Source organism: Glycomyces sp. YM15 (genome assembly GCF_016918015.1).
Taxonomy (GTDB): domain Bacteria; phylum Actinomycetota; class Actinomycetes; order Mycobacteriales; family Micromonosporaceae; genus Glycomyces.
Window position 1 is genome coordinate 1 of the sequence record NZ_JAERMK010000003.1, and the last position, 14244, is coordinate 14244.

13 protein-coding genes and 1 pseudogene are annotated in these 14244 nt (G+C 72.8%); 2 read left to right on the plus strand and 12 right to left on the minus strand.

Annotated features, from left to right (window positions below; translation table 11 throughout):
- Nucleotides 1-56 precede the first annotated feature (56 nt).
- The 4 genes from JHY01_RS04325 to pdhA all read right to left on the minus strand — a co-directional run bounded on the left by JHY01_RS04325 (nucleotide 57) and on the right by pdhA (nucleotide 5451).
- Nucleotides 57-1523, minus strand: a complete 1467-nt coding sequence (locus JHY01_RS04325; RefSeq protein ID WP_205324380.1) for a hypothetical protein — start codon at nucleotides 1521-1523, stop codon at nucleotides 57-59.
- A 433-nt stretch (nucleotides 1524-1956) separates the two neighbouring features.
- Nucleotides 1957-3315: a dihydrolipoamide acetyltransferase family protein gene (locus tag JHY01_RS27205; RefSeq protein WP_205324381.1), complete on the minus strand. Its 1359-nt coding sequence runs from the start codon at nucleotides 3313-3315 to the stop codon at nucleotides 1957-1959.
- 10 nt (nucleotides 3316-3325) lie between these two features.
- The gene (locus JHY01_RS04335) at nucleotides 3326-4291 is read right to left on the minus strand and encodes an alpha-ketoacid dehydrogenase subunit beta (RefSeq protein WP_374199498.1); all 966 of its coding nucleotides are present in this window, start codon (nucleotides 4289-4291) and stop codon (nucleotides 3326-3328) included.
- A 5-nt stretch (nucleotides 4292-4296) separates the two neighbouring features.
- On the minus strand, nucleotides 4297-5451 hold the full coding sequence (gene pdhA / locus JHY01_RS04340; protein WP_205324383.1) for a pyruvate dehydrogenase (acetyl-transferring) E1 component subunit alpha: 1155 nt from the start codon (nucleotides 5449-5451) through the stop codon (nucleotides 4297-4299).
- A 193-nt stretch (nucleotides 5452-5644) separates the two neighbouring features.
- Between pdhA and JHY01_RS04345 the strand changes: the two genes are divergently transcribed.
- Nucleotides 5645-6250: a hypothetical protein gene (locus JHY01_RS04345; RefSeq protein ID WP_205324384.1), complete on the plus strand. Its 606-nt coding sequence runs from the start codon at nucleotides 5645-5647 to the stop codon at nucleotides 6248-6250.
- 150 nt (nucleotides 6251-6400) lie between these two features.
- Nucleotides 6401-7246 (plus strand): hypothetical protein, encoded by an 846-nt coding sequence (locus JHY01_RS04350; RefSeq protein WP_205324385.1) that lies wholly within the window; start codon nucleotides 6401-6403, stop codon nucleotides 7244-7246.
- A 175-nt stretch (nucleotides 7247-7421) separates the two neighbouring features.
- On the opposite strand, the pseudogene ddaH reads toward JHY01_RS04350, so the two are convergent.
- The 8 genes and pseudogenes from ddaH to ssd all read right to left on the minus strand — a co-directional run.
- Nucleotides 7422-8264, minus strand: a pseudogene (gene ddaH / locus JHY01_RS04355) (dimethylargininase); the annotation flags it as partial.
- A gap of 322 nt (nucleotides 8265-8586) precedes the next feature.
- Nucleotides 8587-8895: an Rv3654c family TadE-like protein gene (locus JHY01_RS28000; protein WP_205324387.1), complete on the minus strand. Its 309-nt coding sequence runs from the start codon at nucleotides 8893-8895 to the stop codon at nucleotides 8587-8589.
- Between the two features lie 230 nt (nucleotides 8896-9125).
- The gene (locus JHY01_RS27605) at nucleotides 9126-9446 is read right to left on the minus strand and encodes a TadE family type IV pilus minor pilin (protein ID WP_205324388.1); all 321 of its coding nucleotides are present in this window, start codon (nucleotides 9444-9446) and stop codon (nucleotides 9126-9128) included.
- A gap of 185 nt (nucleotides 9447-9631) precedes the next feature.
- The gene (locus tag JHY01_RS04370; protein ID WP_240192403.1) at nucleotides 9632-9826 is read right to left on the minus strand and encodes a DUF4244 domain-containing protein; all 195 of its coding nucleotides are present in this window, start codon (nucleotides 9824-9826) and stop codon (nucleotides 9632-9634) included.
- A 533-nt stretch (nucleotides 9827-10359) separates the two neighbouring features.
- On the minus strand, nucleotides 10360-10959 hold the full coding sequence (locus JHY01_RS04375; protein ID WP_205324389.1) for a type II secretion system F family protein: 600 nt from the start codon (nucleotides 10957-10959) through the stop codon (nucleotides 10360-10362).
- Complete coding sequence (locus tag JHY01_RS04380) at nucleotides 10959-11639, minus strand: type II secretion system F family protein (protein WP_205324390.1); 681 nt, start codon at nucleotides 11637-11639, stop codon at nucleotides 10959-10961. Before JHY01_RS04380 ends, JHY01_RS04375 begins: the two co-directional genes overlap by 1 nt.
- 199 nt (nucleotides 11640-11838) lie before the next feature.
- Entirely contained in the window at nucleotides 11839-13011 is a 1173-nt protein-coding gene (locus tag JHY01_RS04385) for a TadA family conjugal transfer-associated ATPase (protein ID WP_205324391.1), read from the minus strand.
- Nucleotides 13008-14144: a septum site-determining protein Ssd gene (ssd, locus tag JHY01_RS04390; protein ID WP_205324392.1), complete on the minus strand. Its 1137-nt coding sequence runs from the start codon at nucleotides 14142-14144 to the stop codon at nucleotides 13008-13010. The genes JHY01_RS04385 and ssd overlap by 4 nt, the downstream gene beginning before the upstream one ends.
- Nucleotides 14145-14244: the final 100 nt, after the last annotated feature.

Sequence of the window (14244 nt, forward strand, 5' to 3'; positions counted from 1 at the left end):
CGGGGGGGGGGGGGGGGGGGGGCCCCCCCCCCCCCCCACCGCCACAGCACTTTCGTCTAGGAGGCTTCCTCGGTCGGCTCGCCGCCGCCTTCGCCGTCCTCAGTGGCGCCGAGGAGGGCCAGGCAGTAGACGTCCTCGCCGACGGTGAGGGTCTCGCGGCCCGCTTCGGCGCACTCCTGGCCGTCGCCGACCTTCTGCACGATCTCGTAGTCCTCGCCGGCCGCGGCGTCGGCGCAGTCGATCGCCTCGGCCTGGTCGCCGCTCGTGTGGCGGACGCAGCCGCCCTCCTCGAACTTCGGGGCGGCGAACAGCAGGAAGTACACGCCCACACCGGCCGCGGCGACGACCAGCACGCCGACGATCAGCAGGATCGGCAGCAGCAACTTCCGCGAGCCGCCGCCCTTGGCGGGCTGCGGCGCGGCCTGGTAGCCGGGCGGGACCGAGCCCGGCGGCATGCCGGGCTGGGAGTACTGGGGGCCCATCTGCGGCTGCGACTGCTGGTTCGGGTCGTAGCCCGGTGCCATCGCGGGCGGCTCGCTGTGCGGGTTGTGCGCCCCGATGATGAGCTTCTGGGTGTCGTCCGACTGGGTCGGCGGCTGCGGCGCGACCGGCGGCGGGGCCTGGTAGGCCGACTGCGGCTGCGCGTACGGGTTGGCCGGAGGCGGCGGAGGCGGCGGGACCGCGCCGGGCGCCTGGACCGGGCTCGGCATCGGTGCGGGCGCAGGGGCCTGGGCGTCCGGGTTGGCCAGCGGGTTCGGCGGCGGCGACGGCCACGCCGAGGCGGGCGACTGGGCCTGCTCGCCGTACGGCGCGGGGGCGTTGAAGCCCGAGACGCCTTGGGGCGGCAGCACCTGGGTGTGCTCTTCGTACGGGTCCGCCGGAGCGGGCGGCGCCGAGGGCGGCTGCGAGGGGCCGAGGCGCAGGATCTGCGTGCCGTCGTCGTCGAACTGCGGGGCCGACGGAGGCGCCTGCGCGGCAGGCGGTTCCGGGGCGGAGGGGGCGACCTGCTCGGGGCGGTCCGCGGCGGGGGCGGCCGGGATGTCGACGTTGATCGACGTGGCGGTCGGGATGGCCTGGGTGGCGCCCTCGTCCACCGACGGCGCCGGAGGTTCGGCCTGCGGCGCTTCAGGTTCCGGGGCGGCGTCCGCCATGGGGGCCGAGGGGACGTCGGCGGCGGGAGCGGCGGGGATCTCGGCGTCCGCGAGCGCAGACGTCGGCATGGCCTCGGTGACGCCTTCGTCGATCGAGGGCGCCGCCGGTTCGGCGGGGGCTTCGGGAGCAGCGGGTTCGGCCTGCGGTGCTTCGGGTTCCGGAGCGGCAGCGGCTGCTTCGGCCGGAGGAGCGGGCTCGGCCGCGCTCTCGTCGGCAGCGGGACTCGCGGTTGCGGCGCCCGCGCTCTCGGCGGAGGTCACCGGCTCGGGCCTCGGGGCCGCCTCGGCGGCGTCGGTCTCGACCCGCTGGGCTGCGTTCTGGTCTTCGCTGCCCTCGCCCTTTTCAGGCGGGTTGCCTTGCTCGGAGGTCACGGCTGCTCCTCAATGCTGCTTCCGGCCTGACGTCTTGGGGGCACGCCAGACGCGTCACACGGTACCGCAGCGGCGCTCGTGATCACTCGACAGGGTTACTGAGCGGGAGTGAGAGCGCGGAGTGGACGGTGCCTCGCGAAAGGACGGCCGCGACGGGCCGCTGCGATGGAGGGTACGAAAAAGGCCGGGTGCCGGCGGTTGCCCACCCCTCATGGCAATCGCGGCACCCGGCCGGTGTGAGAACCCCCTGGAGAGGGTCTCAATGGTGCGGGGAACTCGGCGCTGTCCGCCGCACCAATGGGAGGAGATAAAGTTCGCGGCCCCAGTTGCCTGAGACGGTCGGAAACTTCGAAGATATGTTTCCCCGTTGTTTCCGTGCCCCAATTACAACACCGAATACTGGGATCGGCCAACGATTCGTCGGTGCCCTTGATCACGTCCAGGCGAGCAGTGTTTCCCCAGGGTGCTGCAGGAACGAACCGACGTCGGCGAGGAACTGCGAGCCGAGTTCCCCGTCGATCAACCGGTGGTCGAAGGCCAGCCCGAGCGTGGTCACCTGACGGACGGCGATCTCGCCCTCGTGCACCCACGGCTGCGGCCGTACGGCGCCGAACACGAGGATCGCCGATTCCCCCGGAGGGAGGATCGGGGTGCCCGTGTCGATGCCGAAGACGCCGACGTTGGTGATCGAGATGGTCCCGCCGGACATGTCGGCGGGCGAGGTCTTCCCCTCGCGGGCGGTGCTCGCCAGCGAGGTGAGGGCGTCGGCGAGTTCGACCAGGCTCAGGTCCTGGGCGGCCTTGACGTTCGGGACGACCAGGCCGCGCGGGGTGGCGGCGGCGATGCCGAGGTTCACGTCGTGCTTGACGACGATCTCCTGGGCCGCTTCGTCCCACTGGGCGTTGATCATCGGGTGGCGGCGGGCGGCCAGCAGGACCGCCTTGGCCACGAACAGCAGCGGAGTGACCTTGACGTCGGCGAACTCCTTGCGGCCCTTGAACGCCTTGACCGTCTCCATCATGCCGGTGACGTCGCAGGTGAGGAACACCGTGGCGTGCGGCGCGGTGAACGCGGAGGCGACCATGTTCTGCGCGGTGAGCTTGCGGACGCCCTTGATCGGGAGGCGCTGGTCCTCCGCCGAAGCGGTGACCTTCGCCGGGGCCGCCGCGGCCGGGGCGGCCACGGCGGCTTCGACGTCGGCTCGGGAGACCGTGCCGTTCGGTCCGGTCGGGACGACCGAGGCGAGGTCGATGCCGAGATCCTTGGCGAGCTTGCGCACCGGGGGCTTGGCGAGCACCGGTCCCGACGGAGCGGGGGGAGCCGCGGGTGCCGGGGCGGGAGCCGCCGGGGTCGGCGGTGCGACCGGGGCGGGAGCGGCGACCGGGGCGGGAGCGGCGACCGGGGCGGGCGCCGGGGCGGGCGCCGGGGCGGGCGGAGCCTCGCCGGAGCGGCGTTTGCGGCGCTTCGAGCCGGCTTCGCGCGCGCCGTACCCCACGAGGTTCGGCGTGCGTTCGTCCTTCTTCTTCTCGGCCGGGGGCGCCTCGACGCCTTCGACCTCGAAGCTCGCCAGCGGCCGCCCGACGTCGATCGTCTCGCCCGCCTCGGCGTGGTGCTCGGCGAGCACCCCGTCGTAGGGGCTGGGCACCTCGACGAGCGCCTTGGCGGTCTCGACCTCCACGAACGGCTGGTTGAGCTTGACTTCGCCGCCCGGCTCCACGAGCCATGCGGCGACCTCGCCCTCGGTGAGTCCCTCACCGAGGTCGGGCAGGTTGAACGTGATCCTCTGACCCATGTCCCGCTCCTCAGTACTCGAGCGACCGGTCGACGGCGTCGAGCACCCGGTCCAGGTTCGGAAGGTACTCGTCTTCGAGGCGGCTCGCCGGATAAGGCACGTCGTAGCCGGTCACCCGCAGGACGGGCGACTCCAGGGAGTAGAAGCACTCCTCGGAGATCCGCGCGGCGACCTCGGCGCCGATGCCGACGCTGCCGGGCGCCTCGTGGACGACCACGGCGCGGCCGGTCTTGCGGACCGACGCGAACAGCGGCTCCCAGTCGATCGGCGAGAGCGAGCGCAGGTCGACGACCTCGAGGTCCAGACCCTCCTCGGCTGCCGCGGAGGCGGCGTTCGCGGCCACGTCCACGGTGGGGCCGTACGCGATCAGGGTCGCGGTGCGGCCCTCGCGGAGGGTGCGGGCGCGGTACAGGTCCAGCCCGGCCCGCTCGGTGTCGACCTCGCCCTTCGAGTGGTAGCGGCGCTTGGGCTCGAAGAAGATCACGGGATCGTCCCCGGCGGCGGCCTGCTGGATCATCCAGTAGGCGTCGGCGGGGTTCGAGCAGGTGACGACCTTGAGTCCGGCGGTGTGCGCGAAGTACGCCTCGGGGGACTCCGAGTGGTGCTCGATCGCGCCGATGCCGCCGCCGTAGGGGATGCGCACGACCACGGGCAGGCGCACGCGCCCGCCCGAGCGGTTCGGGATCTTCGCGAGCTGGGAGACCAGCTGGTCGAACGCGGGGTAGACGAAGCCGTCGAACTGGATCTCGCAGATCGGCCGGTAGCCGCGCAGGGCGAGGCCGATCGCGGTGCCGATGATGCCCGACTCGGCGAGCGGGGTGTCGATGATGCGGTCGGAACCGAAGTCCTTCTGCAGGCCGTCGGTGACGCGGAAGACGCCGCCGAGGCGGCCCACGTCCTCACCCATGACGAGCGACTTCGGCTGGTCCTCCAGGACGCGGCGCAGGCCTTCGTTCAAGGCCTTGATCATGGACATGGCGGTCATCGGGCGTCGCTCCCTTCCTCGAGGGAGGCCTGGAACTCGACGGCCTCCGCCCGCTGGGCCGCGATGCCGGGGGGCATCTCGGCGTACACGTTGTCGAACATCTCGGTGATCTCCGGGTCGGTGAGCGCCATGACGCGGGCGCGCAGCGCCCGGACCTGCTCGCCGGCCTCGGTGTCGACCTCGGCGAAATAGGACTCGTCGGCCAGGCCCTCGGCCGCCAGCCACTTGCGGTAGCGGACGATCGGGTCCTTCGCGCGCCAGAAGTCCAGCTCGGCCTCGTCGCGGTAGCGGGTGGCGTCGTCGGAGGTCGTGTGCGGCTGCATCCGGTACGTGTAGGCCTCGACGAGGCTGGGGCCCTCGCCGCGGCGGGCGCGGTCGAGCGCGGACTGCGTGACCGCGTAGGTCGCCAGGACGTCGTTGCCGTCGACGAGGACGCCGGGGACGCCGAAGCCCTCGGCGCGGCGGTACGGCGGCAGCCGGAACTGGCGGGCGTTCGTCTCCGAGATCGCGTACTGGTTGTTCTGGCAGAACAGCACCAGCGGGGAGTTGAACACCCCGGCCCAGATCAGCGCCTCGTTGAAGTCGCCCTCGCTGGTCGCGCCGTCGCCGTGGTAGACCACGACGGCCTCGCCGTCCTCGTTGCCCACCGCGCCGTCCATGGCCACGCCCATGGCGTAGCCCGCGGCGTGCAGGGTCTGGGAGGCGATCACGATCGCGTACATGTTGAAGCGGTCGGCGGCGACGTCGCGCCCGCCGAGGTCGGTCCCGCGGAAGAGCGCGAACGACGAGATGAGGTCGATGCCCCGGCACCACTGGACGCCGAGCTCCCGGTAGGCCGGGAAGACCGTGTCCTGGGGTTTGAGGGCCCGGCCGGAGCCGACCTGCGCGGCCTCCTGGCCGAGGAGGCTCGGCCACAGGCCGAGCTGGCCCTGGCGCTGCAGGGCCGTGCCCTGGGCGTCCAGTTCGCGGGTGATGACGAGGTCGCGGTAGAGGCCGCGGTACTCATCTTCGGTGAGGGAGATGTCGTAGTCGGGATGCTTGACGCGCTGACCCTCCGGAGTCAGCAGTTGCACGAACTCTGGTTCGTTCGCTGAGGCGGGTTTCGGACGGCTCTTGGCCGTCTTCTTGGCAGGACGCTGTGTGTCGCCCATGTATGCCTCCTCATATTCGTATTCCGGTGTATCCAAGCATCCCAAAGTCTTGGGTGGTGCGCGCCATAGCCGTCGCCCCATTACTATTCGGGATTAAAGACTGACACTCAGTAGTCGACTTCGGCTGGGCCATCGACATCATCGGTCCTGAACGGCCGTTTCGTCGCACGGGGGTGGCAGGAAGGGGGACGCGGTGAGCGGCAGAGGCAGCGACCAGGGGGGACGCTGGCCGGTGGGCATCTGGTTCGCCATGGTCGGCGTGAGCGCCGGAACCGTGGCGTCCTTCTCGCTGATCGGGTGGACCTTCGCGAGGAACCTCTACGGCGGCGACGACGGCACCGAACCCCTCCACTACGAGCCGCAGACCGTGGTCATCGAGGCCGAGAAGACCCCCGATCCCGCGGGCGTCGCGGGCGGCGACGAGGAGCCCGCGGACCCCGCCGGACCAGGCCCCGAACCGCAGATCGCCGTCAGCCCGGCCGAACCCCAGGCCGAACGCATCGTCGAAGCCGATGCGGCCGACGAGCCCCGACTCGAACCGGAGGACGAGCCCGTCCCCGAGCAGAGCGCGCCGCCGCGCCTGGTCCCGGTCGACGAGGACGACTGCGGCCGCGAAGAAGGCGCCGAGGCACCCGAGTGGTACGACGACTGGGACGTCGACTGGGACCACGTCCGCGGCGACGGCGACGACCGCGGCGGGCACGGCCGAGACGACCTCGAGCTGTACGAACTCGACCTGGACCTGGAGTTCGACCAGGACGGCATCGAACTCGACCTCGAACTCGAGCCCGAGGACTGAGCCCTCCGCGTGCCGAGCCCGACTCGCCCGAAGGAGTGACATGTGGGGAAGGCCACTCCGTAGCCGTAACTTGCATATGCGGATTGCCGTTACTCCTTCTGAGAGCGCGTCGCTGACGAACGCACACGGATTTCTGTGGGGTACAAGCACATGGACCTTTTCTCCCGCACGATGCTCGCCTGCTCGGCCGAGGCGGGCCTGACCACGACGGCCCTGACCCGGCACGTTCCCCTCCTGCGCCGCAACATCGGGCCCGGCGACCAGGTGTCCCTCCTGAGCCGCTGCGTCGGCTCCGACGGGCTCGGCAGCGGCGACCACGTCCTCATGCTCACCGGCGAGCGCCTGGTCGTCACCCGCCAGTCGCGGCTCCTCGGACGGGTCCGCCTCTGCCTCGACGCGCCCGTCGCCGCCATCGAGAACCTGCGCTGGTCCGCCGACCCGTCCGGGCCCGGCGTCGAACTCAACTTCACCGTCCTCGAAGGACCCGGCTCGACCGAGCCGCACCGCTGGCACTTCTGGCTGCCCGCGACCCACGCCAAGCGGGTCTGGCGGATCGACGCGCTATTGGCGCGCGCGTTCCGCCGCCCCAAGGCCGACTCCCGGCCCGCGAACGCCCGCACCGTGCAACCGTCGATATTCGCCGATCTCGACCTCGTCGACGACGCGGCGGCGCAAGAGCGAACCGAGGACACCGTCTCCCTCGTGCGGCCGGCGCTCGTACGGGCCGCACTGGCCGAGGTGATGCCGGTCGGTTCCGGCCACCCGGCGAGCCCGTTCCCGGCACCGAATCCGCGCCTCACCGCCACGACCCCCGGAACGGAGCTCGCGCTCCGGCAGTCGCAGCGCTCGTTCCTGCCGCCCGTGGTCGACTCCGACGACCGCCCCGCGCTTCCCGTGCGCGACACCGCGACCAACACGAACCGGCCGCGCCTCGCGCCGCCCCGGCCGGCAGGCTTCCAGCCGTCCGGCTTCAAGACCACCATGGCCGCCGTGTAGGGCGGAGCCCCTGCTGAGACCAGGGTGCGGGCAGTGCGGGCGATTCGCGAACGCCCCGGCAGGCGCGGTCCGCATCCTCGACCCGATCCCCCCGAAGTCCGAAGGGCCGGTGAACCAGCGCTGCTGGTTCACCGGCCCTTCGGTTGATCCGGGGGGCAGGCTCCCGGGGTGCCCCGCGCCGGTCGGGGGTGCAGCACTTGACGGATCCGCCGCCCTTCTTGAGCTCGGAGAGGTCGACCGGGACGGGCTCGTACCCGGCGTCGCGCAGCTTCTTGGCGAAACCGGCGGCTTCGGCGTTGATGACGACGTTGCGGCCGTCCGAGACGAAGTTCAATCCGAAGCCGGCGGCGTCCTCGGCGTCGGCGAGCACCGCGTCGGGGAAGAGCCGTTCGAGCAGCAGGCGGCTGCCCGGGGCGAAGGCCTCGGGGTAGTACGCGATGCGCTCGTCGTCGAGGGGCGCGAGCGCGGTGTCGAGGTGGTAGTAGCGGGGGTCGACCAGGCGCAGCGAGACGACGGGGCGGCCGAACACGTCGGCGGCCTCGGCGTGGGCGCGAGCGTCGGTGCGGAAGCCCCAGCCGGCGAGGATGAGCTCGCGGCCGGGCAGGTAGGTGAAGTCGCCTTCGCCTTCGTTGATGAACTCGGGTTCGGCGTATGCCCAGCCGGAAGTGCGGTACCACTTCTCGTGGGCGTCGGCCTCGGGGCGGCGTTCGGGGTAGCGGAAGCTCGCGCCGTAGGCGATGCCGTCGACGACGAAGGCGCCGTTGGCGGAGTAGACCATGTCGGGGAGGCCGGGTTCGGGCTCGAGGCGGACGACCTCGTGGCCGAGGGCGGTGTAGGCGTCGGCCAGGGCTTCCCACTGGGTGCAGGCGAGCGCGGCGTCGACGGGGGCGGTCGTGTCCATCCAAGGGTTGATGGCGTACTCGACGGCGTAGTAGGCGGGGCGGCACATGAGGTACGTGCGGCGGCCGGGCGACCGGGTCGCGGGCGCCGCGGCAGGTGAAGAACGGTGTTTCTCCATGGCGCGAGTTTAAACACCCCGAGCCCTCGGCGCACTGCCCGAGGGCGCAGGACACACCGGAGTGTGATCAACACGCCTCACCAGGCATGTCGCAGGCGGTGCGATGAATCTTCGGACCGCCGCCTTCGGGGCCCCTCCCCCCTCCCCGCCCACCCCGCCCCTCACCCGCCCGCCGCCTTCGCACATGCCGGTTTTCGGTCGATGCCGTTCGTTGTCCCCGGTGCCCGGCGGCCTGGCCTTGGCCGCCGGGACCGGTGGTACGTCATTGCGATCGAGCCGGACAAGCCGCGTCAGCGACGCGTCGCCCTCGTTCGCAGCGCTGCTATTCGACGGCTACCGGGCCCGCTCGGGACACCGCGCGTGCCGGGCCGAAGGCCGCTGAGAGGCCGTTCGGGGTCTCGTTCACGTGGACCGTCACTTCCAGTTCGCTCACCTCGCATTCTTGGAACTCCGCTTCGGACCGCTCGACCATCGCCTGGGCCGCCGCGCACGCCTCGCCCTCGCCGAACAGGACCCTCGCGGCGCCCGCCAGCGCGGCGGCGTCCGCGGCGCCCTGGGCTCGGTGGCGGGCGGCGCCGGCCTGGCCGACGGCGGTGAAGGCCACCGCCGCGGCCAGGAGCGCTGCCGCCACGCCGGTCGCCAGGATCGTCGCCGATCCCCGTTCGCCTTCGTTCGTCGCGATCGCCGCCGGTCTCGGGTCGCCGTCGGCTGTCCGGGCCGTCCCGGCTTGGCGTTCTATGCGGCTCGCGGCCCTCGGCCCGGCCGGCCCGGGTATCGGCCGGACCGTCCTCGCTCGGTGCTCCTCGCGACCCACGAATCTCGGCGCGACCGGCGCGGGTCTGGGGTTGCTTCGCTCCTTTCTCATTGGGGCAGGCCCGGTTCCATCGGTGCGGCGGCTTCGGCGGTGACGTCAATCGGCGGTGTCAGCGGTCCGAGCGGCCGGACGGGCGCCGTCACTACGGCCCGTGCCACGGTGTCGTCGGTGGCGACTGCGACCGAGGCGCCTTCCGGCAGGTATGCCGCCGCGACCGCTTGCGGGTCCTCGCCTCTGGCCGCCGCGATCGCCGCGCTGTTGGCCGCGTCGATCGCGCGGACCTTCATGCCCGCGGTCGACACCGCCCACAGGCCGAGTGCCAGCACCGCGATGACCGCGGGCATGACCGCCGCCAGTTCCGCGGTCACGAACCCGCTTTCGGCTCGACTGCGTTTGCGGCGTTCGCGGTTCGTCGGTGGTCTGGTGCGCGGTCCTTTCCTTCTCGGGCGGCGTTGCGGTGCTTGCTCCGAGTCGGGTCTCCGGCGTGCGATGCGGGCCGAGGGCGGCGGGTCTGGTCGGATCTGGTTCCTCGGCGCGGTGGGGAGGGCTGCGGTCATGAGAGGGCCCGTTCGATCAGGTCGGACAGGGCGCTTTGCACCGGGCCGGAGGTGAGCACCTTCAGCAGCACTCCGGCGAACGCGACGGCGGCGAGTGTGCCGACCGCGTATTCGGCGGTGCTCATGCCGCTCTCGCCGCGCATCCGGGAGGCGAACTGCTCGCCCCAGCTCGGTTTCACGGTGCCCCGCATGCGGCCTGGGCTCCATTCGTCTTCGGGCCTCGGATGCGGGCTCGGGCGGCGCTTCTCGGTCGGTGTTCGGTCTCCGGTGGGGGTCGAAGGGCCCGCGGTGATCGGTGTCCTGCTCCGGTTCGGGCCCGGTGACCAGTGCTTGGCGGTGCCCTTCGGTGCGGTGTCGGGCGGCGCGGAGGCGCTCGACGGTTCGGCGGTGCTCGTCGGCTCGAGCTCGCTCGCTGGCGCGTCGGGGCCGGTCCGGGTTGCGGAGGTCGGCTGGTCGGACCCGGGCTTCTCTCGCGTGCCCGGCTGGTCCTTGGTGCTTCCGGGTCGGTTCACGTCGCAGCTTCGGCCGCAGGCGAGTCGCGGGTGGGCGCTGCCGGGTCCGCAGACCGGTGCGGTGCGGCTTTCGGGTCGGCATGAGGCCTGGCAGGTGTCGGGTCGGGAAGGTGCTCGGCGTTGGCGTCGGTCGCGGCGGGTCGGTAGGGCCATGGTGGTGTGGGTGTTCGCGTGCATTGTGGTTTCCTCTCTTCGGTGGTGCGGCGGTGAGGTCAGCGTCCGGAGGCCAGGGTGTCGGTGACGATGCCGAGGACTACCGGGCCGATTCCGGCGATCACGAACGCGGGGAGGAAGCACAGGCACAGGGGCCCGACGAGGGCCACTGCGGCGCGTCCGGCGCGTGCTTCGGTTCGGGTGCGGAGTTCTGATCGGAGGGACGCCGCCAGTTGTTCGAGTCCGGCCGCGATCGCGGCGCCGGAGTCGCCGGACCGGTCGAGTTGGCGGGCGAGGCGGGCGGCTCCGGGCAGCCTGCCGAGTGCCGGTAGTGCCTCGGTGGCGGTGGCGCCCAGGTGGATCGCTCCGGCGAAGCGGTTGAGGCGGTCGCCGATCTCGGGGTCGTCGGCTTCGGCGACGGCGAACGCCGCCTGCGGGAACGGTGCTCCGGCGCGCATGCAGGCGGCGAGGAGGTCGAGCGTCCAGGGCCAGGAGGGCGCGAGCCGGTCCGCGGCGGTCCGCTCCGCCCGGTCCGGGTCGGTGCGGAGGAGGCGGGCGGTGAGCCACCAGGCGCCGAAGCCCGCGACGATGCCGGTGACGCCTCCGATGGCGACGGCGACGGCGACGCCCGCGGCGGGGCCGATGAGTTTGCGCAGCATCAGGAGCTCCTCGGGTTGACGGAGGCGATGAGCGCGCCGGTCCAGGCGAGGCCTGCGGCTTGGAGGCCCATGGCGGTCGCTGCCGCGCCGAGGCCGGCGGGGCTGGCGAAGAGGAAGGCGACGGCTTCGACGCCGAGCGCTGCTTCGCCGAGGGCGACTCCTGCGGCGGGCAGGGCGATGAGGAGGGCGGCGGTGGCTCGGATGGACGCGGTCTGGGCTGCTGCGCGGGCGGCGGCCTGGTCGTCGTCGTTGAGGTGGTCGGCGAGTCTGCGGCAGAGTTCCGCGGCGGGTGCGCCGAGTTCGGCGGCGATGCGGAGGGCGGCGCGGAGGCGGCGCGCGGTGACGGTGGATTCGGCCGGCCATTCCGGTTCGGCTGCGGCGATCGCGCGGGCCGGGTCGGTTCCGGCGGCGAGGTCGGCGGCCAGATAGGGGACGGTGTCGGCGGCGGCGCGGCGGGCTTCGCGTTCGCGCTTGCGGCGCAGGGCGAGATGCCAGGCGGTGGCTGCGGCGGCGGTGTAGATCGCCGCGACGGCTCCCGCGGCCGCCGCTGCGAGTGGACCGAGGCCGCCGTCGTGGCGGTATCCGGCGGACCAGGCGGCGAGGACCGCTGCGAGGAGCGCGGTGATCGACGCCGCGGTTTTCGGCCGGTGGGTGATGAGTGCGGTGGCGACGGCGGTCATGCGGTGTCTCCTTCCGGAGGTCGTGGTGTGGTGGTGGCGCTTCGGACGGTGCGGCGCTGGTGCGGTGGGCGAGCGGTGGCGGTCGGGCGGGCGGTCCTGGTCGATCTCGGGTCGGGGCCCGCTCCCGTGCGGCGCAGGCGAGGGGACCGGCTGCAGCGGTGACGCGCGGGCGGTTCGGCGGGTGCGGCGGCGACGGCGGTCATGCGTTCCGCTCCTTCAGGAGGCGTTCGAGGATGCCGGCCGCCGGTCCCGGTCCGTGGCGGGTCCAGGCCGTGGAGACCGTCAGCGGCTGCGTCCTCGCGTGGCCGGTCTCGATCAGGGCTATCTCGGCCACTTGGCGCCCGGTGCCGTTGCGTCGCAAGTGGATGATGACGCGGAGTGCGGCCACCAGTTGCGCGTGGAGTCCTTCTCGCGGCAGGCCGTGCGGGAGCGCGAGGGCTTCGAGCCTCGCGGGGGCGTCGGCTGCTGCGTTGCAGTGGAGGGTGCCCGCGCCGCCCTCGTGGCCGGTGTTGAGGGCGCCGAGGAGTTCGATCACCTCGGCGCCGCGGCATTCGCCCACGACGATCCGGTCCGGGCGCATCCGCAGGGACTGCCGGACGAGTGCGGCCAGGTCGACCTCGCCTGCGCCTTCGATGTTCGCCGGGCGCGATTCGAGGGTGAGCGTGTGCGGGTGGTCCGGGGCGAGTTCGGCGGCGTCTTCGACGATGACGATGCGTTCCTCCTCGGGTGCGTTCGACAGGAGGCTCGCGAGGAGCGTCGTCTTGCCGGTGCCAGTGCCGCCGGTGACGACGAAGGCCAGGCGGGCTTTCACGATGCGCAGCAGCAGGTCCGCCATGTCGGCGGTGAGCGTGTCCGCTTCCACGAGCTGGGTGAGCGTGAACGCTTTGGACCGGTGGGTGCGGAGGGACAGGTACGGGCCCGAGGTGGCGATCGGTGCGAGCACGGCGTGGAACCGGGTGCCGTCGGGCAGTCGCACGTCCGCATAGGGGCTGCCCGCGTCGAGGCGCCTTCCCGCCGCGGCGGCGAGGCGGCAGGCGAGGGCGCGGATCGCGTCGGGTCCGCCGAAGCGGACCGCGGCGGGTCGCAGCCCTTCGCCGCGGTCGGCCCAGACACCGCCGGTGCCGTTGACGACGACGTCGGTGACCTCCGGGTCGTCCAGCAGCGGTTGGAGCGGGCCGGCGCCGATGAGGTCGTCGCTCAGGGCGGCTGAAAGTTGCAGGAGCGAGGCCTGGTCGGGTGGTGCGGCGCCTGCCGCGCACAGGGCCCGGACGATGTCCGCCCTGGCTGACGCGTGTGCCCGGCCGCGGTTCGCGCCGGGCCTGGTCTGGGCGGCGAGCTGGCGTCGGACGCGGGTGAGGAGGTCGAGGTTCATCGCGTCGCTCCGGCCTGCCCGAGGAGGGCGAGTTCGCCTCGCGAGCGCGGTGTGCTGAGCGCCGTGGTGAGGTCGCGGATGCCGCGCCCGACTCTGCCGCGCGGGACGCGGCCTTGGCGCAGCAGCGCCGGGAGTCGCCGGTCGGTGGGGACGGCGCCCCACACGGGTGGTTCGCGCCGGTCGGCTTCGTGCGGGCCGTCCCAGGTGACGCCCGTCGGGTTCGGTTCGGCGTCGCCGCGGAGCACGACGCCGAGGTGGGCACTGTGGAGCCCGTATGCGGCGGTGACGCTGCGGGCGGCCTCCCAGGAGCGTGGGCCGGGCCCGAGGGCGACCGCGATCGAGCGGGCGGCGACGGCGGCCGCTGCGGCGGCGCGGGTGCGGGTGCGCGGCAGGTCGACGACGACGAGGTCGGCGGCGAGGCGCGCGGCCCGCAGGACCCGGTCGAAGGCGTCGGCGCTCACTTCGGCGGGGTTGCGGGGGTCGGGGCCGATGATGTGGAGGCCGCCGCGTTTGGGGAGTCCGCCGAGGAGCCGCTCGGGGTCGAGCGGGCCGGTGCCGATGGCGAGCGAGGGCCAGCGCCAGCCCGGTTGGGCGGCGAGTCCGGCGGCGGTGTCGATGCCGCCGCCGGTGTGGTCGAGGTCGATGAGGACGCTCTTGCGGCCGTCGCGGGCGGCGTCGGTGGCGGCGGCGCCGCCGTGTCCGGCGACGGTGGTGATGACGGGCGCGGGCTCGACGTCGAGGGCGGTGCGGATGAGCAGGTCGGTGAGGAAGTCGTCGGCGTCGGGGAGGGCGACGACACCGGTGGCCTGCATCTGGATGGCCATGGGCCACAGGAGGGAGGTGTCGTCGGTGTCGCCGCCGAGCCAGGACATGGTGGTGCAGAGGAGGAGTGGTTCGCGGGGCGGGAAGTCGCAGGCGATGCATTCGGGGGCGAGGTCGGGGCCGACGAGGACGAGTGGGGCGCGCTGCCAGTGGCTTTCGGCGTCGTGGGGGTGGTGGATGCGGCGGAGGGGGTGGCCGGCGGTGGCGGCGAGCGGGGCGATGGCTTCGACGAGGCGGTCGTCGGTGGTGACGAGGAGGGATTCGGCGGCGGGTGCGGCGGTGATCGTGGTGCGGTCGAGTGTCGCGGCCATGGCTACTCCTACGTTCAGTGATGTTCACGTGCCTTGGAGTAACCATGACCGGTGGCGGGGAAGGTCGGCAAGGACCAATGCTTCGACTGTGGATAACTTC